The 19,853-nt window shown below is 66.9% G+C and carries 12 protein-coding genes; 3 read left to right on the forward strand and 9 right to left on the reverse strand.

What is annotated here, in order from left to right:
- Nucleotides 1–18: 18 nt before the first annotated feature.
- Entirely contained in the window at nucleotides 19–549 is a 531-nt protein-coding gene (locus W930_RS28180) for a hypothetical protein (RefSeq protein WP_023872159.1), read from the reverse strand.
- 177 nt (nucleotides 550–726) lie between these two features.
- Here W930_RS28180 and W930_RS0119300 point away from each other — a divergent pair, with 177 nt between their 5' ends.
- Entirely contained in the window at nucleotides 727–2,280 is a 1,554-nt protein-coding gene (locus W930_RS0119300; protein ID WP_235195561.1) for a PLP-dependent aminotransferase family protein, read from the forward strand.
- A 105-nt stretch (nucleotides 2,281–2,385) separates the two neighbouring features.
- On the opposite strand, the gene glcE is transcribed toward W930_RS0119300, so the two are convergent.
- The 4 genes from glcE to W930_RS0119320 form a co-directional block, all read right to left on the reverse strand.
- Entirely contained in the window at nucleotides 2,386–3,477 is a 1,092-nt protein-coding gene (glcE, locus tag W930_RS28185) for a glycolate oxidase subunit GlcE (protein WP_023594491.1), read from the reverse strand.
- Entirely contained in the window at nucleotides 3,477–4,346 is an 870-nt protein-coding gene (locus tag W930_RS0119310) for an ion transporter (RefSeq protein WP_023594492.1), read from the reverse strand. Before W930_RS0119310 ends, glcE begins: the two co-directional genes overlap by 1 nt.
- 1 nt (nucleotide 4,347) lies before the next feature.
- Entirely contained in the window at nucleotides 4,348–5,892 is a 1,545-nt protein-coding gene (locus tag W930_RS0119315) for an FAD-linked oxidase C-terminal domain-containing protein (protein ID WP_023594493.1), read from the reverse strand.
- Between the two features lie 167 nt (nucleotides 5,893–6,059).
- Nucleotides 6,060–7,481 carry an FAD-binding oxidoreductase gene (locus tag W930_RS0119320; RefSeq protein WP_023872157.1) on the reverse strand — a complete coding sequence of 474 codons (1,422 nt, stop codon included), beginning with the start codon at nucleotides 7,479–7,481 and terminating at the stop codon, nucleotides 6,060–6,062.
- Nucleotides 7,482–7,813: 332 nt separating this feature from the next.
- Between W930_RS0119320 and W930_RS0119325 the strand changes: the two genes are divergently transcribed.
- Nucleotides 7,814–8,386 (forward strand): cob(I)yrinic acid a,c-diamide adenosyltransferase, encoded by a 573-nt coding sequence (locus W930_RS0119325; protein ID WP_023872156.1) that lies wholly within the window; start codon nucleotides 7,814–7,816, stop codon nucleotides 8,384–8,386.
- A gap of 18 nt (nucleotides 8,387–8,404) precedes the next feature.
- Here W930_RS0119325 and aroG read toward each other — a convergent pair whose 3' ends face one another.
- The 4 genes from aroG to W930_RS0119350 all read right to left on the reverse strand — a co-directional run bounded on the left by aroG (nucleotide 8,405) and on the right by W930_RS0119350 (nucleotide 16,792).
- Nucleotides 8,405–9,478 (reverse strand): 3-deoxy-7-phosphoheptulonate synthase AroG, encoded by a 1,074-nt coding sequence (gene aroG, locus W930_RS0119330; protein ID WP_023594496.1) that lies wholly within the window; start codon nucleotides 9,476–9,478, stop codon nucleotides 8,405–8,407.
- A 461-nt stretch (nucleotides 9,479–9,939) separates the two neighbouring features.
- Nucleotides 9,940–11,400: a metalloprotease TldD gene (gene tldD / locus W930_RS0119340; RefSeq protein ID WP_023594497.1), complete on the reverse strand. Its 1,461-nt coding sequence runs from the start codon at nucleotides 11,398–11,400 to the stop codon at nucleotides 9,940–9,942.
- A 53-nt stretch (nucleotides 11,401–11,453) separates the two neighbouring features.
- Nucleotides 11,454–12,308, reverse strand: a complete 855-nt coding sequence (locus W930_RS0119345; RefSeq protein ID WP_023594498.1) for a carbon-nitrogen hydrolase family protein — start codon at nucleotides 12,306–12,308, stop codon at nucleotides 11,454–11,456.
- Nucleotides 12,309–12,370: 62 nt separating this feature from the next.
- A complete protein-coding gene (locus W930_RS0119350) occupies nucleotides 12,371–16,792 on the reverse strand; it encodes a YhdP family protein (RefSeq protein WP_023872155.1) in 4,422 nt (1,473 codons plus the stop codon).
- Nucleotides 16,793–16,965: 173 nt separating this feature from the next.
- Here W930_RS0119350 and glnE point away from each other — a divergent pair, with 173 nt between their 5' ends.
- Nucleotides 16,966–19,842, forward strand: a complete 2,877-nt coding sequence (gene glnE, locus W930_RS0119355) for a bifunctional [glutamate--ammonia ligase]-adenylyl-L-tyrosine phosphorylase/[glutamate--ammonia-ligase] adenylyltransferase (protein ID WP_023872154.1) — start codon at nucleotides 16,966–16,968, stop codon at nucleotides 19,840–19,842.
- Nucleotides 19,843–19,853: the final 11 nt, after the last annotated feature.

Consider the following 19,853-nt stretch of genomic DNA (forward strand, 5'->3'; position numbering starts at 1 on the left):
GGGCCGCGCGCCCGGGAATCAGACGCCAAGGCGTGCGCGCAGGCGTTGCCACAGGCTCGCGCGGGCCGTCCCGTCCCTCACGGCAAGCTCGGCGCCCGTGTCGCTGGTCAACGCCTGCCAGCCGGTCGTGGGAATCACGCAAACCTCGCCCGCCGCGAGCGACACCGTCGTTTGCCAGACGCTCGCCGCCATCCAGCGCGGCGCCAAGGTCAGCGTGACCCGGCCGCGCTGCACGTGCAGCACCGTGCCGCGAGCCAGGTAGCCATGGAACGACTGACCTCCCGCCAGCACGATGACCGACGCACGCGTCCCGGGGGCGTCGTGCGGGCGGCCGGGAGCCGCATCGCCAGCCGCCTGTGGCGGCGTCGCGTCGCGAGAGGCGGTTGAGTGCCGGGTCGTCGGCGAAGGCGCTGACAGGGGCGAGAGCGGTGACAGCGACGACAGCGGAGCCGCCAGACTCATCGATGCGAGCGACGACGGGGTGCCGACCGACGAAGCAGTGAGTGACGAACGGGAAGCGCGGGAAAAGCGCGAGCGGGGCGTGGCCATGGCGGACTCCGAGGGCATTGAACAGGTAGGAACAGCGTATCGGCGGCTGTCCCGTCCCGGTAGGCACACAGCGCGGCGGCCGCCCGCGTAACAGAACGTCGCACGGTGTTCTGTTACGATGCCAATTCGACGAATCTGTATCTGTTATGGTCCTGTGCAATGCCCGATGATCTGCGCATGGATGCCGCCACTCCCGACCTTGCCAACCCGGACGACACGCCGCTGAGCCCGTCCGCTCCCCGTTCCCTCGGCCCCGCACCGGTGGCGGTTTCGGCGCCGGAAGAGCGCATACCGCTCTATCGTCAGCTCGCCGACCATTACCGGCTCGCCATCGAGGCCGGTACGCTCGCGCCGGGCGACCGCATGCCCAGCGTGCGAACGCTGATGGAGCGCCATCGGGTCAGCCTGTCGACGGCGCTGCAAACGTGCCGCCACCTCGAGGCGCAGGGCATGCTGGAGGCCCGCCCCCGCTCGGGCTACTTCGTGCGCACGCCCGCCCGGGCCAGCCTCGTGCCGGTCCCCGAGCCGCGCCCGTGGGTGCCGGATCTGCTCCAGTACGTGGGGATCAACCAGCGGGTCTCGTCAATACTCGCGCGCGGGCTCCAGGCCGACGTCAAAGTCAATCTCGCGGTAGCGCACGGTTCGCCGTCGCTCTACCCGGTCAACGAACTGCGCCAGGCAACGATCCGCGCGTTGCGCGATCATCCGCTGCTCTTCGGCAACCCGCCGCCCGGCGGCGGCGAGTCGCGTTTTCGCGCGGCGCTCTCCCGACGGGCGCTGGAAGCCCGCATGCACATCAACCCCGAAGAGATCGTCGTCACGCACGGCTGTATCGAGGCGATCAATCTCGCGCTGCGCGCCGTGGCGAGCGCCGGGGATCTCGTGGCGGTCGAATCGCCGACGTATTACGCGCTGTTGCAGACGCTGGAGAGCATGGGCATACGCGCGCTCGAGATTCCAACGAGTCCGCAAACGGGCATTTCGCTCGATGCGCTGGAGCTGGCGAGCCAGACGTACGACAACATCAAGGCCGTTATTGTCGTGCCGCACTTTCAGAATCCGCTCGGCTCGGTAATGCCGGATTCGCACAAGGCGCAGTTGGTGAAGTGGGCCGAGTCGCGCGGCATCGCGATCATCGAAGACGACACCTACGCCTCGCTGAGCGACGACGGCGTCATTCCCGCCGCCATCCGCTCATGGGATACGACGGGAAACGTGATTCATTGCGCCTCGCTGCACAAGACGCTTGCCCCGGGCATGCGTCTGGGCTGGATCGCCGGCGGCAAGTGGCAATGGCGTGTGGAAATGCTGAAGTACGCGCAGACGCGCCCGAACGAAGCGCTGGCTCAGATTGCGATGGGCGAGTTCATCGATTCTCCCCGGTACGACCGGCATCTTCGGCATCTGCGCACGCAACTGCGCGAGCATCGCGCGGCGATGGCCGAGGCGATCGCGACGTATTTCCCTGCGGGCACGCGCCTGACGCTGCCCGCGGGCGGGTTGAGTCTGTGGGTGGAAATGCCGGGCGGCGTGAGTTCCGAACGATTGTTCGATGCGGCGCTGGCGAAGGGGATTCGCGTTGCGCCGGGCAGCCTCTTTTCCAATTCTGCGCGTTACGACCATTTCTTGCGGATCAATGGCGGACAGCCGTTCACGCGCGAGGTCGACAAGGCGGTGCGCACGCTGGCCACCGAAGTGATCCGGCTGCTCGACGCGAATGGGGCACCCTGACGGAACGGGCCCGGCGCGCGAAGGGGCGGCGGGGCAGTCAAGGCTGCGGGCCGTTCTGCGCGCCGCCCGGCTCGAGCGCAGGCGCGAGGTGCGGGCCCGTCGCAGTCAAAACTCCGGATACATGCGTCCCGGATTGAAAATGCCAGCCGGATCGAACACCGACTTCAGGTTGCGATGAATGCGCATGACCGGTGCCGGCAGCGGCGTGAACACGCCCACGCCCGGTTCGCCGTAGCGAAAGAGCGTGGCGTGGCCCCCATCCTGGCGCGCCGCCGAGCGCACGATCTGCGCATCGGCATCGGTGATCCACCAGCGCTGTGCGCCCCCCCATTCGATCAGTTGCTTGCCCGGCAGGCGGTGCGGCTCCGCGGTCGACGGCACCGCCAGGCGCCATAGCGCCTGGCCCGGCCCGGCATCGGCGAAGAAATTGTCGGTCTGCTCTCGAATCGCATGCCAGAACTTGGCGGCGTGAATCGCATCGACCAACTCGCCTCCCATCTTCACGCGCGCGGCCTTGATGGCCGCCGACGCTCCCGCCAGACGAATCACGAGCAAATCGCTGCGCCACGCACTACCAGTGATCGGCAACGGCTGCCCGCCCCATTCATTGAGCTTGCGCACCGCATCGACGGCGTTCATTTCGAATTGCAGCGTGAGTTCGGCGAACGGCTGCGGCAGGACCTTGAGCGACACTTCGAGGATCAGACCCAGCGTGCCGAGCGAACCCGCGAGCATGCGCGATACGTCGTAACCCGCGACGTTCTTCATCACCTGTCCGCCGAAGTTCAGCACGTGTCCACGACCGTCCATCAACTTCGCCCCGAGCACGAAATCGCGCACCGAGCCGACCGCGCTGCGCCGCGGCCCGGCGAGCCCGGCCGCCACCGCGCCGCCGATGGTGGCGCCGGGCCCGAAGTACGGCGGCTCGAACGGCAGCAACTGGTTGTGCTCGGCGAGCGCCGCTTCGACATCGGCGAGCGGCGTGCCGCAGCGCACGGTGATGACGAGTTCGGCGGGATCGTAGGCGACGATGCCGCTGTAGGCGCGCGTGTCGAGCACGTCTCCCACGCGCTGCTGGCCGTACCAGGCCTTGGTGCCGCCGCCGCGAAGCTGGAGCGGCGAGCGTCGGGCCGTGGCCTGTTCGATGACGGCGCGGAAATGCTCGAGGGTGTCGGTCGTGTCGGTCGTTTCGGTCATCAGCTCGGTTCTGGCGGCGGTGGCATGTCGGATTGATAGGCCCCCAGCGTGCCGCCGCAATGCTTGCAGTAGCGTGCGTCGGGGTCATGACCTTCGGAAAGGCATTGCGGGCACGTGCGCGTCGTGACAGTCCTCTTGCGCATGGCCGAGTGAATCTCCGCACCCATGATGCCGGTGGGAATCGCGATCACACTGTAGCCGAGCAGCATCACGAAGCCGGTGATCGCCTTGCCCAGACCGGTCACGGGCACGACGTCGCCGTAGCCTGTGGTCGTGAGCGTCACGATCGCCCAGTAGATGCCCACCGGGATGCTCGTGAAGCCGTGCTCGGGCCCCTCGATGATGTGCATGAGCGTGCCGAAGATCACCACGATGATCGAGATGAAGCCGAGAAACACGAGAATCTTGCGGCGTGCGTTATAGAGGGCGATGCTCAGCACGCCGGCTTCGTTGACATACGCCGTGAGCTTCAGGATCCGGAAGGCGCGCATGAGGCGCAGCAACCGCACGTCGATCAGTCCGTGCAGTTCCGGCACGAGAATCGCGAGATAGGTCGGCAGGATGGCAAGCAGATCGATGATGCCGTAGAACGACAGCGCGTAGCGCAACGGCCGATGCGCACTGAGCAGGCGTGCAATGTATTCGGCCGTGAAGAGCAGCGTGAAGAACCACTCGAGGATCGCCATCGGCAGCGACGCGGAGGCCTGCACGGCAGGCACGCTCGAGACGACGACCGTGAGTACCGACAGAATGATGGCGATGAGCAACGCGATGTCGAACAGTCGCCCTTCGCGCGTATCGGCTTCGAAGATGATGATGTAGAGACGCTGCCGCCAATCGTGCGGCAGCCAGTCCGACAGCGGGCGCATGTCAGAACCTCGGCAGGTCGGGGTGCGGCAGCAGTCCGCCGCGAACGAGTTGCTTGCCGTATTCGGCACAGCGCGCCCGCGTCGGAATACCCTTGTCCGGATTGAGCAGCCCGACCGGATCGAATGCGCGCTTCACCCCGAAGAACGCGTCGCGCTCCTGGGCCGAGAATTGCACGCACATCGAATTGATCTTCTCGATGCCCACGCCGTGCTCGCCGGTAATCGTGCCGCCGAGTTCCACGCACGCTTCCAGAATGTCGCAGCCGAATGCCTCGGCGCGATGCCACTCGTCGAGGTCGTTGCCGTTGAAGAGAATGAGCGGATGCATATTGCCGTCTCCCGCGTGAAAGACGTTAATACAGCGCAATCCGTATTGTTGTTCCATGCCTTCGATGCGTTTGAGTAATGTCCCAATCGCACGGCGTGGAATCGTGCCGTCCATGCAATAGTAGTCGGGTGAGATGCGTCCCGCCGCCGGGAACGCGTTCTTGCGACCTGACCAGAAACGCAGACGCTCTTCTTCGCTTCGCGAGATTTGCAGTCGCGTCGCGCCCGACGTTCGCAGCACGTGGGAGATGCGCATGATCTCCTCGGCAACCTCTTCCGGCGTGCCATCCGATTCGCACAACAGGATGGCGGCGGCGTCCAGGTCGTATCCGGCATGCACGAACTCCTCGACGGCGCGCGTTGCCGGCTTGTCCATCATCTCCAGTCCGGCCGGGATGATGCCCGCGGCGATGATGGCCGCCACGGCGTTGCCGCCGGTCTCCACGTCGTCGAAGCTTGCCATGATGACCTGTGCCGTCTGCGCCTTGGGCACCAGTCTGACCGTGATCTCGGTCACCACGCCGAACATGCCTTCACTGCCGATGAAGACGGAAAGCAGGTCGAGGCCCGGGGCGTCGGGACCGAGCGAGCCGAATTCGATGGATTCGCCCGACATCGTGATGGCGCGCACGCGCAGCACGTTGTGCACGGTCAGCCCGTATTTCAGGCAGTGCACGCCGCCCGAGTTTTCGGCGATGTTGCCACCGATGGTGCACGCGATCTGAGACGACGGATCGGGCGCGTAATACAGGCCGTAGGGGGCGGCGGCTTCGGAGATCGCGAGATTGCGCACGCCGGGTTGCACTGTCGCGGTGCGGGCGTACGGGTCGACCTCGACGATCTTCTTGAACTTCGCGAGCGAGAGCACGAGCCCGTCGGCGATCGGCATGGCGCCGCCGGAAAGACTGGTGCCGGCGCCGCGAGGCACGACCGGAATGCCCAACTGGTGGCAGGCCTGCAAAATGCGCTGGACCTGCGATTCCGATTCGGGCAACACCACCGCGAGCGGTACGCGGCGGTATGCCGCCAGTCCATCGCACTCGTAAGGCGTGGTGTCCTCGCGGCGATGCAGGATGCAGTTCGCCGGCAGGATCTGGGTAAGCGCGTCGAGCAGCAGGCGTTGACGCGTAGCCAACGCATCGGCATCGTCGAGCGCGGCCCCCGCCTGCTGCGGCCCGGATGCGTCGCCAGGCCTGTCCGGTGTGTTGGGTGCGTTCATGGGCGCGGTAGTGGACGCGGTAGTGAGTGCGGTGGTCGGGGCGCTGTTTGCGGCGCTATTTTCGTTGCTGATGGGAACGCTGGTTAGGACGCCGGTCGGGTCGCTGGTTGGGGCGGCCGCGGGCGCGATGCGGATCGCGCGCGCTCGGAGTTGCGCCCCAGCGGCGATCAGCCCGCCGCGCGTAGCCGGAAAATCTTGCCCGGATTGAACAGGTTCTGCGGGTCGAGCGATGTCTTGATCGCGCGCATCACGTCGATGGCATCCTCGCCATGCTCGGTCACGAGAAATCCCATCTTGTGCAAGCCCACGCCGTGTTCGCCAGTGCATGTGCCACCCATGCGGATGGCACGTTCGACGATGCGCTGATTGAGTCGCTCGGCCTCTTCGATTTCCTCGGGCTTGTCGGGGTCGATCAGGATCGCCACGTGGAAATTGCCGTCGCCCACGTGACCGACGATCGGGCAGGGCAGGCTCGATGCGCGCAGATCCTCCTCTGTCTCGCCGACGCATTCGGCCAGGCGGGAGATGGGCACGCATACGTCCGTGGTGACGGCGCGACAGCCGGGCTTGAGCTGGAGCATGGCGAAGTACGCACTGTGACGCGCGCTCCACAAACGGTTCCGGTCCTCGGTGCGCGTGGCCCATTCGAAGCCGGTGCCGCCGTTGTCCTTGGCCAGTTCCTGCACCGTCTCCGCCTGTTCCTTCACGCCCGCTTCGCTGCCATGGAATTCGAAGAACAGCGTTTGCGTTTCGGGCAGCTCCATCTTCGAGTGCTTGTTGATGGCGCGAACCGCCAGCGAATCGACGAACTCCACGCGTGCGACGGGCACCCCCAACTGAATCGTCTGGATGGTGCAGTTCACGGCGTCCGTCATGCTTGGGAACGAGCAGATGGCGGCCGAGACGGCCTCGGGCTGCGGGTACAGGCGCACCGTGGCCTCGGTGATGATGCCCAGCGTGCCCTCGCTGCCGACGAACAGGCGCGTGAGGTCATAGCCGGCGGAGGATTTGCGTGCGCGCGTGCCGGTGTGGATGACGCGGCCGTCGGCGAGCACCACCGTGAGGGCGAGCACGTTCTCGCGCATGGTGCCGTAGCGCACGGCGTTCGTGCCGGACGCCCGGGTGGCGCACATGCCGCCGATGCTGGCGTCTGCGCCCGGATCGATGGGGAAGAACAGCCCGGTGTCGCGCAGCGCTTCGTTGAGTGCCTTGCGGGAGATGCCCGGCTGCACGGTGACGGTCAGGTCCTCGGCGTTGATGGACACGACCTGATTCATCTCCGAGAGGTCGAGCGACAGACCGCCCTCGACCGCAAGCAGGTGGCCTTCGAGCGACGAGCCCGCGCCGTAGGGAATGATGGGGGTGTCGTATTTGGCGCAGAGCTTGACGATCTGCGCGACTTCGTCGGTGCTGTGCGCGAAGGCGACCGCGTCGGGAAGCATCGGGTCGAACGGCGACTCGTCCCGGCCGTGATGCTCGCGCAGCGCTTCCTTGGTGCTGACGCGCTCGCCCAGCAAGGCTTGCAACTCAGCGAGCAGGGCGTCAGGGAACGCGCGCTTGGCGGCGAACGGCAGATGGGGGTGATTCACGGCTTTCTCCTTCGGGTCTCCGGGTTGCCGACGCCGGGCGGCGGCGGCAAGCGCCATATCGGGCGGGGTCTCGGGAGCGGCGCGCCCGAATCATCGGATCGCCGGCGGCACCCCCTGACACCTCATGAGCGGGGATTTTACGCCGGGACGGCGTTTTTCCCCACCCTTTGCGTCATATCATACGGACTGGCTGCATTGCAGCGCCATCGGAATTGCCCGAAAAGCGGGCATTCCGGGGCGGAACCGGTCAATTTCAATCCATGAAGGTCCACCGCGCAGCCGCCGATCCGGCGCTGCGTTCACGGGCTGCCGCAAGGGGTAGGTGTCAGAAGATGGGCAATCGTTTGAGCAAGATCGTCACGCGTACGGGCGACGGGGGGAAAACCGGCCTTGGCGACGGGGCGCGCGTGGACAAGTTCAGCCAGCGGATCGTCGCCATCGGCGAGATCGATGAAACCAATTCGCACATTGGTGTACTGCTTTGCGAGGCGTTGCCGGCCGACGTCCGGGCGATGCTGCTCGATATCCAGCACGATCTGTTCGATCTCGGCGGTGAGTTGAGCATGCCGCGCCAAACGCTACTCGGCGACGCGCACGTCGTGAAGCTCGACGACTGGTTGGCGCACTACAACACGGAATTGCCGCCACTCAAGGAATTCATTCTGCCGGGCGGCTCGCGCGCGGCGGCGCTGGCGCATGTGGTGCGGACCGTGGCGCGCCGGGCCGAACGGGCCATGGTGGCCCTCGGAGCCGAGGAGACGGTGAATCCGGCGCCGCGTCAGTACATCAACCGGCTTTCCGATCTGATGTTTGTCCTCGCCCGGGCGCTCAACCGGGCTGCCGGCGGCGCCGACGTACTGTGGCAGCGCGACCGGGCGGCCACGCCCGGCGACGGGGCGCGGTAAGCCCGGCGCTCCGCGACCTCAGTTGCCCGCGCCGCGCTTCAGGCGGCGCTCGCGCACCGCCTCGGCCAGCGTTTCGAGCACGCGCAGGCTGTCTTCCCAGTCGATGCAGGCGTCGGTGATGCTCTGACCGTAGGTCAGGGGCTTGCCCGGCACATGGTCCTGACGACCGGCCACCAGATGCGACTCCACCATCACGCCGATGATGCGATCGTCGCCGCCGGCGATCTGGCGCGCGATGTCTTCGCACACCGGGATCTGGTTTTCGTGCTTCTTCTGGCTGTTGGCGTGCGAGGCGTCGATCATCACCCGTGCGGCCAGGCCGGACTTCGCGATGTCTTCGCAGGCGCTCTGCACGCTCGCGGCGTCGTAGTTCGGCGCCTTGCCGCCGCGCAGAATCAGGTGGCAGTCTTCATTGCCCGACGTCGACACGATGGCCGAGTGCCCGCCCTTGGTCACCGACAGGAAATGGTGCGGCTGCGATGCGGCCTTGATGGCGTCGACGGCGATCTTCACGTTGCCGTCCGTGCCGTTCTTGAAGCCGACCGGGCACGACAGACCCGATGCCAGTTCGCGGTGCACCTGCGACTCCGTGGTGCGCGCCCCGATGGCGCCCCATGACACGAGATCGGCAATGTACTGCGGACTGATCATGTCGAGGTATTCGGTGCCGGCGGGCAGTCCCATTGCGTTGATCTGGGCCAGCAGTTCGCGCGCGAGGCGCAGGCCGTCGTTGATCTTGAAGCTGTTGTCCATGTGCGGGTCGTTGATCAGACCCTTCCAGCCCACCGTCGTGCGCGGCTTTTCGAAGTACACGCGCATCACGATCTCCAGCTCGCCCTTGAAGCGCTCACGCTGCTCGACCAGCCGCGAGGCGTACTCCAGCGCGGCTTTCGTGTCGTGGATCGAGCAGGGGCCGATGATGACGACGAGTCGGTCTTCCATGCCGTGCAGCACGCGGTGGATCGCGCCGCGCGAGCGATGGATGAGGTCCGCGCTCTTCTCCGAGCAGGGATATTCGCGAATCAGGTGCGCCGGGGGCGTCAGTTCCTTCAGCTCGCGAATACGGACGTCATCGGTATTGTGGGGAGGCATGGATTTTCTCCTGGGCAGTTCGGACTGCGGTTCGTTGCTTGGGGTATGGGTGAAAACCGGCGTTAAAACCGGGGTAAAAAAAAACCGCCAGACTCGCTGGCGGTTTTTCAGGATTCGTTCGGTGCTTACTGCTGCAACTGTCCCTCTCCATCCGCCAGCGGTGTGAGATACGCAAAAAAGTAAAAGTAAAACTTGCTGGCGTTCATGACGGATGTCTTGGACAGGCTTTGCAGGCGGTTGCCATGCACAGAAACCACTTTATACGCTGAATCGCATGACGTCGCAACCGTGTGAGATCGCCATTCGTCGGGAAAACGCGCGGAAAATCCGCATTTCGATTCTTTGAATTGCGGCGAAATTCCGCTGTTTTTGGATTTTCATGCGAAAACGCCCGGTTTGACCCGGGCGCTTTGCTGAGCTTCACGCATTTTTTGCGGCGCGTCACACGGGGCGAGACGCGCTTATGCCGTGCCGCCGACCGTCATGTTCTCGATGCGCAGCGTCGGCTGGCCCACGCCCACCGGCACGCTTTGGCCTTCCTTGCCGCACACGCCCACCCCCGAGTCGAGCGACATGTCGTTGCCGATCATGGTCACGTCCTTGAGCGATTCCGGGCCGTTGCCGATCAGCGTGGCGCCTTTGACCGGATAGGTGATCTTGCCGTCCTCGATCATGTAGGCCTCGGACATCGAGAAGACGAACTTCCCGTTGGTGATATCCACCTGACCGCCGCCGAAGTTCACGGCGTAAAGCCCGCGCTTGACCGACTTGATGATTTCCTCCGGGTCCTTGTCACCGCCGAGCATGTACGTGTTGGTCATGCGCGGCATCGGCAACGCCGCATATGACTCACGGCGTCCGTTGCCCGTGACGGGCATCTTCATCAGGCGTGCGTTCAGGCTGTCCTGCATGTAGCCGCGCAGAATCCCGTCTTCGATCAGGGTGGTGCACTGGGTGGGATTGCCTTCGTCGTCGACGTTGAGCGAACCGCGGCGGTTCGACAGCGTGCCGTCGTCGACCACCGTGACGCCCTTGGCGGCGACACGCTCGCCGAGGCGGCCCGAGAAGGCCGACGATCCCTTGCGGTTGAAGTCGCCCTCGAGCCCATGGCCGATGGCTTCGTGCAGCAGCACGCCGGGCCAGCCCGGGCCGAGCACGACGGTCATGGCGCCGGCGGGCGCGGGACGGGCATCGAGCTTGACGATCGCGCCGTCGACGGCTTCCCTGACGTACTTTTCGATCAGGTCGTCGGTGAAGTAGCCATAGTCCAGGCGTGCACCGCCGCCGCTATTGCCGATTTCGCGGCGACCGTTCGATTCGACGATCACGGTGACGGACACGCGCACGAGCGGGCGCACGTCGGCGGCGATCACGCCATCGCTGCGCGCCACGAGCACGACGTCGTACTCGCCGGCGAGTCCGGCCATGACCTGCGATACGCGCGGATCGCGGGCGCGGGCGAGTTTCTCGATGCGCTCGAGCAGGGCGACCTTGCCGTTGGCGTCGAGCGAGGCAAGCGGGTCGGACGGCAGATACAGCCCGTGCCCCGACATGTTCGAAAGCTTGTTGCCGACCTTCACGCGACCGCGTCCGGCCGAGGCGATGCTGCGAGTGGCGGCGGCCGCGTCCTTGAGCGCGATCTCGGAGATGTCGTCGGAGTAGGCGAACGCGGTGCGGTCGCCCACGATGGCACGCACCCCCACGCCCTGATCGATCGAGAACGACCCCGATTTGACGATGCCTTCCTCGAGGCTCCACGCCTCGCTGCGCGTGTACTGGAAATACAGGTCGGCGTAATCCACGCGGTGCGTGAAGATGTCGCCGAGGGCACGTTGCAGGTGGCTTTCGTCAAGGCCGTACGGCGTGAGCAGCAGCTCACGGGCGGTGGCCAGGTTCTGGATGCCGGTGTCGATGATTTTCATGCGGTGTCAGGCCAAGGAAATGTATACGATAGATGGGGGCGGATTCGGCAATGTCAACCTTGCAGGACGCGATGCCGCCACGCCGGCAGACTCTGGCGCACGCCCGTCAGTCGGCTCGGATCCAGGTCGCCGACGACGACGCCCGCGCCTTCAGGCTCGCGCTGCGCAACGATGTCGCCCCACGGGTCGATCAGCATGGAATGCCCCCAGGTCCGCCGTCCGTTCTCGTGATGGCCGCCCTGCGCGGAAGCGAGCACGTAGCACTGGTTTTCGATGGCGCGGGCGCGCAGCAACAGTTCCCAGTGCGCGCGGCCCGTCGTGTACGTGAAGGCGGCGGGTACGACCATGAGCGTACAGTCGCCCATGGCGCGGTACAACTCGGGAAAACGCAGGTCGTAGCACACCGACAGCCCCACGCGGCCAAAGGGCGCTTCAAACGTGCGTACGGCATCGCCGGGGCGGATGGTGCGCGCTTCGTCGTACGCCTCGTCGCCCTTGACGAAATTGAACAGGTGGATCTTGTCGTAACGTGCGGCCGGCGTCCCGTCAGGCCCGAACACGAGCGTCGTGTTGAGCACCCGGTCGGGCTCGGGCGCCGCCAGCGGCAGCGTGCCGCCAACGAGCCAGACACCGTGGCGGCGGGCCGTCTCGGCGAGGAAGTCCTGAATCGGGCCCTGCCCCGGCGTTTCGCGCAAGGCGAGCTTGTCGGTATCGCGCTGGCCCATGTAGCAGAAATACTCGGGCAACAGCACCAGTTGCGCGCCGGCGTCGGCGGCTTGCGCCACCAGTTGGCCGGCATCTTGCAGGTTGCGTTCGACGTCGGGCGCGCTCACCATCTGCGCGGCCGCCACGCGAACCGGGGCGGCGCAGGGCGAAGGGGCGGCGGAGGGCGTGTCGGGACTCGTCATGTCGTGGCTGAATTCGTCGCGCGTGGCGCGTGGCGTATGCGGGAAGCGTTCCCCGTGCGCGCTCAGTTGCCGCGCACTCCGGTGGGCGGGACGTTGTTTTGCGTCTCCGGCCGGACTTCCGGGGATGCATCGATCTTACTCTTATTGCCGCTGCCCTGTCCGATGACCGGATTGTCCCAGGAACCGGTCACGTGGTACGTGGTGGAGAGCGTGCGCGAGAGCTGGTCGCCGAGCGCCAGCTGGGCGAAGAACGAGCCGATGCCCAGCGCCGGGTTGATGATCGCCCAGGCCAGCGACGCCGACGCCGCATTGATCTTCGGCAGCACCAGCACGTTCAGGTCCTGCGTCTCGCGAGCCAGATCGGTGTGCCCGTCGATCTTGATCGTCGCCGCGTTGGCATTGATCGTCAGGTCGCTGGTATTGGCGACGCCGCCCTGAATCGTGGCGTTCCCGTCGATGCTGTCGAACGGCAGGCCGCTGCCGATCACGCTGTTGAAGTCGAACGTGAGGATCTTGGCGAGCGTTTGCAGCGACAGAATGCCGAGCAGCTTGGCGAGCCCCGGGTCGGCTTTCAGGATCTGCCCGCGCCGCAGGTCGACCTTCACGCGCCCGAACAGCGTCGGATAGTCGATGGCGTCGGGACCGCCGCGCCAGCCGAAGCGGCCCGCCACGGCACCCGAGCCGTCCTTGAGCGTCCTGGGCAGGCCCAGCCGGTCGAGCAAACCGCCCGCGTTCTTCACCTCCAGATTGAAGTCGAGGAGGGTGCGGCGTGGTACGTCGTCGTCGCTGCCCGCGACCGCCGCCCGGCGGCGCGACGTACGCCAGTTGCCCTTGATGTCGAGCGTGGCGGCGTCGTTGCGGAGCTCGAGCTTGGTCAATTGCCACACGGGCACGCCATCCTCGACGTCGTTATGGGCATTGAGCTGCAGCCGGCCGAGCGGCTTGTCGCGCAGCACGAAATCGTTGGCGACCACGTCGATGGCGGGGAATTCGTCGCTCGGTTCGTCGAGTACCTGCGTGAGCACGTCACTGCCGTGCTCCTCGCGGGGAATCACGAGCTTGGCGAGCCGTGCGCGGATCTCGCCCGACGGGTTCTTCTCGTCGGGTGCCTTCCATTCCGCGAAGCCGGACACGAGATCGGACGCGAGACTGACCTGCCAGTCGCGGTCGTTGCGCTGTGCACCGACCACCAGCTCCGGCCATAGGCGCGACATCAGGCGCACCTGCTTTGCGTGAAGCGCCAGCCGTGTGGGCACATACGGGGTGAGGGCGCCGAATTCGTCGCGTGCCGCCGCGGCCGTGGCCGCAGGCGCGGGCGGCGTGCCCTGGGTGCCCGGCGTGACCGAGTCGCTGCCGAGCGACGCGACCACACCGCGCCAGGCGTCCACGTCGAGCGTGTCGAACTGCGCGGCGGCCTGCACGCCCTCGCGCGGCGCCGGCACCGGCTGGTTAATGCCGATGCCGCCGCGCAATACGTCCACGCGCGCGCCGTTGCGTTGTTGCACGTAGCTCGCCTGCACGCTGCCGATGGAGATGTCGAGCGTATCGGTGCGACGCCCGCCCGGATTGGGTTGGGGTCGCAACGTGAAGCGGGCCGGCAGCGCGGTCTCGGCGCTCTTGCCCAGCGGTGCGGGCAGATTCAAGGCGAGTCCGGCGAGCGTGGACTGCACCGCCACGTCGGTCATGCCCTGGCGCACGGTGACCGTGGCCGTATAGGGCGTGCTGCCAGTCATGCGCTTGGCCAGTTGCGCGAGCGACGCGTTCTCGCGATTCTCGCGCAGCCCCTGCGCGCTCATCGTGCCGTTGACGTTCAGCGCGATCGTGCCGTCGTTGCGACTGCCGCCGGAGGCGCGCACGTCGCCGCCGAGGAACGTGCCGCGCAGATTGTCCAGCGAGATGCCGCGTTCGGTGAACGCAAGTTCACCGTCCACGGCGCCGAAGGTCGGCAGGCCGCTCAGCAGCGTGACATCGTTGCGCAGGAAACGCGCCCGGCCGGTGACCCTGGACCGGTCGGTATGGTCGAGCGGCATCGACACTTGCATGGCGAGCTGCGTGGTACCGCTCGCGCGTGTCTCGTCGGTGAAGTCGCCGATCCAGTGGCCAACCGGGCTGTTGTTCAGATACTTCACGAAGTCTGCCGCCGGGCCGCGCGCGTCACCCTTGAGCGTGAGCGTCGAGTCGTCCTGGCCGATATTGTTGATGTCGCCCTGCACCTGCGTGAGCGTCACGCCATAGACCGAGCCGCTGTCGATAGCGATGTGCAGCTTGTCGGCGTCGAAGCGCAGGTTGCCGCGAACCTTCTCGAACGCTGGCCAGACTTCCGTGTGGCCGGGGCGCAGCGGCGACGGGTTGAAGGTCACGTCGGCGAGCGGAATGTCGATGCGGAACTTGCCGCCCCCCTTGCCGTATGGGAAATCGTCCAGATCGCCCTGCACCGCGAACGGCGCATTCTGCACCGTGCCCGCAAGCAGGGCGCGTTGCAGATAGTCGCGCACGCTCGCGCCGATGTCCGTGGGCAGATAGCGCGGCACCGACGCCGCGTTCACGCGCGCCACGGTGCCTTTCAGGTCGACGATGCCGTTGCCCTTGCCGCCGTTGCGCCAGGTGCCGCTCACGTCGCCGGCCAGTTCGGCGTTTTGCAGGTGCAGTGCGTCGACGCGCACCCGCACGTCCGCCGGCGCGTCGCGCCGGGTCGCCGAGTGCGAGACGCGCCAGGCGCTGCGCGCCGTGAGCGTGTCGAGGTCGATGCGAGGCTGATCGAAGCGGCCGGGGAAATCGAGCACGGCGTTGCGGCTGTTGAGCGTCAGGCTGCCACGCGACTGGTCGGCGTCCACATGCCCGCTGAGGTTGGCGAAGCCGGGCCGGCCGGCGTTAGGCGAACCGGGTCTGGGCGCTGCCTGACTCGGCTGGCTGTCGATGCCGAGGCCTTCGAAATCGGCGACCACGCGATAGCGATCGCGCTCGGGCGGCAGTTGCTTGATGCCGGGCAGATCGCGCCAGTTGCCCGGGCCGTGCGGCTTGGGGGCCTGATAGCTGATGTCGAATTTCGCGAGACGCCCGCGTGGGCGGAAGCTCGCCAACGTATCGCGCGTTTGCGCGTCGACCGGCATCGACGGGATGAGCGCCATGGCGGCACCGATGTCTAGGCGTTGACCCGAGACCGCGACGTGCAGTCCCTGGTCGGCGGTACCCGGGGCGTAGCTGGCTCGCAGATCGGGCACGTCCAGCGTCGGGCGGCCGGCGGCTTGCAGGGTCAGATCGCGCGCGCGCAGGTTCCATCCGGCGTCGGGCCTGGGTCCGGCGCGGGTCACGTCGATGCGCCCCTGCGTGGTGTCGAACGTCAGCGGCGCAAGGTCGTCGGCCAGCTGCACGGAGGTGTTCGCTCCGGCAGCGCGCAGAGTCGCACCGGTGATCTCCCCGCTGTCGAAGTCGACCCATGCCCGGGCGGCCAGACGCCCGCGCGGATGCTTGCCCGGCAGCTCGACGTAACGCGCGAGTTCGGTCAGGTCGAGCGTGCCGATATCACCGTACACCTGGCCGCGCCAGCGCCTGACTTCGCCGGGACGCGCGAAGAGCGGATTGGTGAAGCGCGCACGAATGTCAAGCGGCGCGACGATGCCCGCCGGCGGGTTTGCCTGCATGCCGAAGCGATGCTCGAAGCCGCGATTGCGCAGCATGGCGTTCACGTGCGTGACGACGACTTCCGGCACGTCGCGCGTGGCGTCGCGCCATCGGATCGTGCCATTGCGGATGACGACCCGTGCCTGGCGCAGCAGCCAGTCGCCGGCGCGCGTGTCCGCGGTGTTGCCGTTGCCGGCCACGGGAATGCCTGCCACGAGAATCGCGCCGTCGACGAGACGCTCGACGGTCAGGTCCGGTTCGTACAACGTGAGGTTCGACAGGCGCAGATCGAAGTGGATCAGGCTGGTCCAGGAGAGCACGGCGTCGAGCCGGTGCAGGGTGAGGCTCGGTTCGACCGGGGGCGGCGCGCCGGGTGGCGCGAAGGTCACCGGGGGATTGTCCGGCGCGGCGGAGGCCGACGCCACCGACGTGGCTGACGCGGCGGGTGCCGCTGATGCCGCTGATGCCGCCGATGCCGCTGATGCCGCCGATGCGGCCGCAGGCACCGGCTTGACGACGCGCGCGATGAGCGACGCCTTGGGCGGCGGACCCGCGGCGGTGCGCGTGATGCGCACGTCTTCCAGAGTGAGATAGGGGTGCCAGCCTCGCCAGACAGCGTCGACGCGGCCGATGGTCACCGGCAGGCCGATGGCGCGGGTGGCTGCCGCTTCGATTTGTGGACGGTAATCCGCCACGCGTGGGAGGATCACGTACCGGGTTGCGAGGATGACGGCGCCCAGGCCGAAGTAGGCGACAACGACGAGCGCGAGCAGCCATTCCAGGCCCAGGCGCAAGCCACGCGGCAGTGACGAGAACCAGGACCGGGTCGCAGTGGGCGAGGCGGGCGGCTTACGGTCGGTCATGCTGCGCGTCTACAAGGGAATGTGGTAGTTTCTGTGGCAAAGACTGTAACACAAGCCCAAGGCCGTTCGACGGCCCGGCCGTAGGAGAAACAGACGTGTGATCCGGCGTTTCATCACGCCCGGGTGAGCATGCGAAAGTCTCTTCATTCTCATTGCTGACCGGAACCCCGCCAGTGAGTTCACCTGAATATCCGATCGAAATCACGTCCTACTCGCGTTACGCCGCGCGCATGCTCGCGAGCCGGCCCGCGCTCGCCGAGGCGCTGCCTACCCTCGCCGAGCACCCGGTCGATGCCCGCTGGCTGGCGCACCGCTTCGAGGCGATCACCGGCACGGTGCTCTCGCCGCCCGATCAGCCGTCGGGCGTCGCCGGCGCTCCGGGCCTCGACGAGGCGGGGTTGGCCCGTGCGCTGCGCGTGTTGCGCGTCGAGGCGATCTGCGCGGTCATGCAGCGCGATCTGGACGGACGCGCGGAACTCGCCGAGGTGACCGAGGCGATGACGGCGCTGGCCGAGTTCGCCGTGCAGGCGGGCATCGCGGTGCTCTCGCGCGAACTCGAGGCGATCCACGGGGTGCCGCGCAATGCCGAGGGCGAGCGCCAGACGCTCGGCGTGGTGGGCATGGGCAAGCTCGGCGGGCGCGAACTGAACGTATCGTCCGACATCGACCTGATCTTCCTTTACGAGGACGACGGCGAGACTTCCGCACCGGACGACGCCGATCCGGCTGCCGCCGGCCGCCTGCGCCTGCTGTCGAATCACGAATTCTTCACCAAGCTAGGCCGCAAGCTGATTGGCATGATCTCGGAGCTCACGCCGGATGGCTATGTGTTCCGCGTGGACATGCGCCTGCGTCCGAACGGCGATTCCGGGCCGCTCGTGTGCAGCCTGCCGATGCTCGAGGAGTATTTCTATGTGCAGGGGCGGGAGTGGGAGCGCTATGCCTGGATCAAGGGGCGGCTGGTGTCCGAGGTGGCGAGCGAACCGGGACGTCGCGTCGAGCGTCTGCTGTCGTCGCTGGTGCAGCCGTTCGTCTTCCGTCGTTATCTCGATTACGGTGTGATCGGGGCGATTCGCGCGCTGCACGAACAGATTCGGCACGAGGCGGAGCGTCGGGCGCGCGCGAAGCCGGCGCGCATCAACGACATCAAGCTCGGGCGCGGCGGCATTCGCGAAATCGAATTCTCGGCGCAGGTCTTCCAGTTGATTCGCGGCGGACAGGAGCCGGAGCTGCGCGTGCGGCCGACGCTGGCGGTGCTGGGCGTGGCGGCGCGTCGGGGCTGGCTGGCGCAGCACGTGGCCGACGAACTTGCCAACGCCTACGTATTCCTGCGCAAGCTCGAACACCGCATCCAGTATCTGGACGACGCGCAGACGCACGTCCTGCCGGCCGCCGGCGAGGACCGCCTGGCGGTGGCCCGCGCCATGGGCTTTCCCGACGAAGCCACATTCATGACGGTGCTCGACGAGCATCGCGAATTCGTGGCGGCGCAGTTCGACGAGATCTTCGCCGACAAGGACAAGGCCGGCACAGGCGGACGCAAGGGAGCGTCGTCCGGCGGCGACTGCAGTTGCCCGCCGGAACTCTGGAGCGAATGCCTGGCCGACGAGGCGCAGACGGGTGACCTCGGCAACCAGCTCACGCAACTCGGCTTTGCCGATGCCCCCGGTGCGCTCGACCGACTGCGCGCGGTGTGGACGTCGTCGCGCTACAAGGCGCTCGGCGAGACCAGCCGGCGGCGCTTCGACCAGCTGGTGCAGCGCGCGGTGCAGGGCGCGGCGGGCACGGGCGAGGCCGACGCCGTGCTCGCACGCATGCTCGATCTGCTCTCGACCATCAGCCGTCGCAGCTCCTATCTGGCGCTGCTCACGGAGTATCCGCGCGCGCTCGAGCGTGTGGTCAAGGTGCTGGCGGGGTCGCGATGGGCGGCGGGGTATCTGATCAGCCACCCGCAATTGCTCGATGAGTTGCTCGACGACGAGGCGCTCGCCGCGCCGTTCGACTGGCCGTCGTTCAAGACGCAACTGCTGCTGAGCCTGAACGCCTCGGGCGCCGCGGGCAATGTCGAAGTGCAGATGGACATTCTGCGGCGCGCGCACCACGCCGAGGTTTTCCGCATTCTGCTGCTGGATCTGCAGGGCACGCTATCGGTGGAGGCCATCGGCGACCGGCTCTCGGAGCTGGCCGACATCATCGTCGACGTGACCATTGCCACCGTCTGGCCGCACGTGGCCACGCGCCATCGCGAAGTGCCCCGCTTCTCGGTGATCGCGTACGGCAAGCTCGGCGGCAAGGAACTGGGCTATGCGTCCGACCTGGACCTGATCTTCCTTTATGACGATGACGACGAGCGCGCGCCCGACGCTTACGCGGCGCTCGCCCGTCGCTTTGTCACCTGGCTCACCACGCACACCGGCGCCGGCATGCTGTTCGACGTGGATTTGCGTCTGCGCCCGAATGGCCTGTCGGGCCTGTTGGTGACGAGTCTCGAGAGTTTCCGGCAGTACCAGTTCCGCGAAGGCAACGCGAATACGGCGTGGGTGTGGGAGCATCAGGCGCTCACGCGCGCGCGTTTCTGCGCGGGCGACGAGGACATCGGCGCCGCGTTCGAGCGCATCCGCGCGCAGGTGCTCGCCACGCCGCGCGAAGCGCTACCGCTCGCGCAGGAAATCGTCGCCATGCGCCGCAAGGTGACGGAAGGGCACCCGAACCCGACGCAACTCTTCGATCTGAAGCACGATCGTGGCGGTATGGTCGACATCGAGTTCACCGTGCAGTACCTGGTGCTACTGCACTCGGGGGCGCATCCGGCGCTGTTGCGCAATGCCGGCAACATCGCGCTGCTGCGCGAATCGGCGCAACTCGGGTTGATCGATGCGAACCTCGCCGACGGGGCGGCCGCCGCATATCGGACGTATCGCAAGCGTCAGCACAAGCTGCGGCTCGACGGCGTGGAAGCGGCGCGCGTACCGGCCGAGCAAGTGGCGACCGAGCGCGAGGCCGTGATCGCGCTGTGGGATTCGGTGTTTTCGGCCGTCGCCCCGGCCTGACGGCCGCGAGA

The organism is Pandoraea sp. E26, assembly GCF_000681415.1.
In the GTDB taxonomy this organism is placed as follows: Bacteria; Pseudomonadota; Gammaproteobacteria; order Burkholderiales; family Burkholderiaceae; genus Pandoraea; species Pandoraea pnomenusa.

What these genes read in the sequence shown, in the direction of transcription:
- W930_RS28180 (WP_023872159.1), bottom strand. Translation starts at nt 549, where the DNA reads ATGGCCACGCCCCGCTCGCGCTTTTCCCGCGCTTCCCGTTCGTCACTC.
- W930_RS0119300 (WP_235195561.1), top strand. Translation starts at nt 727, where the DNA reads ATGGATGCCGCCACTCCCGACCTTGCCAACCCGGACGACACGCCGCTG.
- glcE (WP_023594491.1), bottom strand. Translation starts at nt 3,477, where the DNA reads ATGACCGAAACGACCGACACGACCGACACCCTCGAGCATTTCCGCGCC.
- W930_RS0119310 (WP_023594492.1), bottom strand. Translation starts at nt 4,346, where the DNA reads ATGCGCCCGCTGTCGGACTGGCTGCCGCACGATTGGCGGCAGCGTCTC.
- W930_RS0119315 (WP_023594493.1), bottom strand. Translation starts at nt 5,892, where the DNA reads ATGAACGCACCCAACACACCGGACAGGCCTGGCGACGCATCCGGGCCG.
- W930_RS0119325 (WP_023872156.1), top strand. Translation starts at nt 7,814, where the DNA reads ATGGGCAATCGTTTGAGCAAGATCGTCACGCGTACGGGCGACGGGGGG.
- aroG (WP_023594496.1), bottom strand. Translation starts at nt 9,478, where the DNA reads ATGCCTCCCCACAATACCGATGACGTCCGTATTCGCGAGCTGAAGGAA.
- tldD (WP_023594497.1), bottom strand. Translation starts at nt 11,400, where the DNA reads ATGAAAATCATCGACACCGGCATCCAGAACCTGGCCACCGCCCGTGAG.
- W930_RS0119345 (WP_023594498.1), bottom strand. Translation starts at nt 12,308, where the DNA reads ATGACGAGTCCCGACACGCCCTCCGCCGCCCCTTCGCCCTGCGCCGCC.
- W930_RS0119350 (WP_023872155.1), bottom strand. Translation starts at nt 16,792, where the DNA reads ATGACCGACCGTAAGCCGCCCGCCTCGCCCACTGCGACCCGGTCCTGG.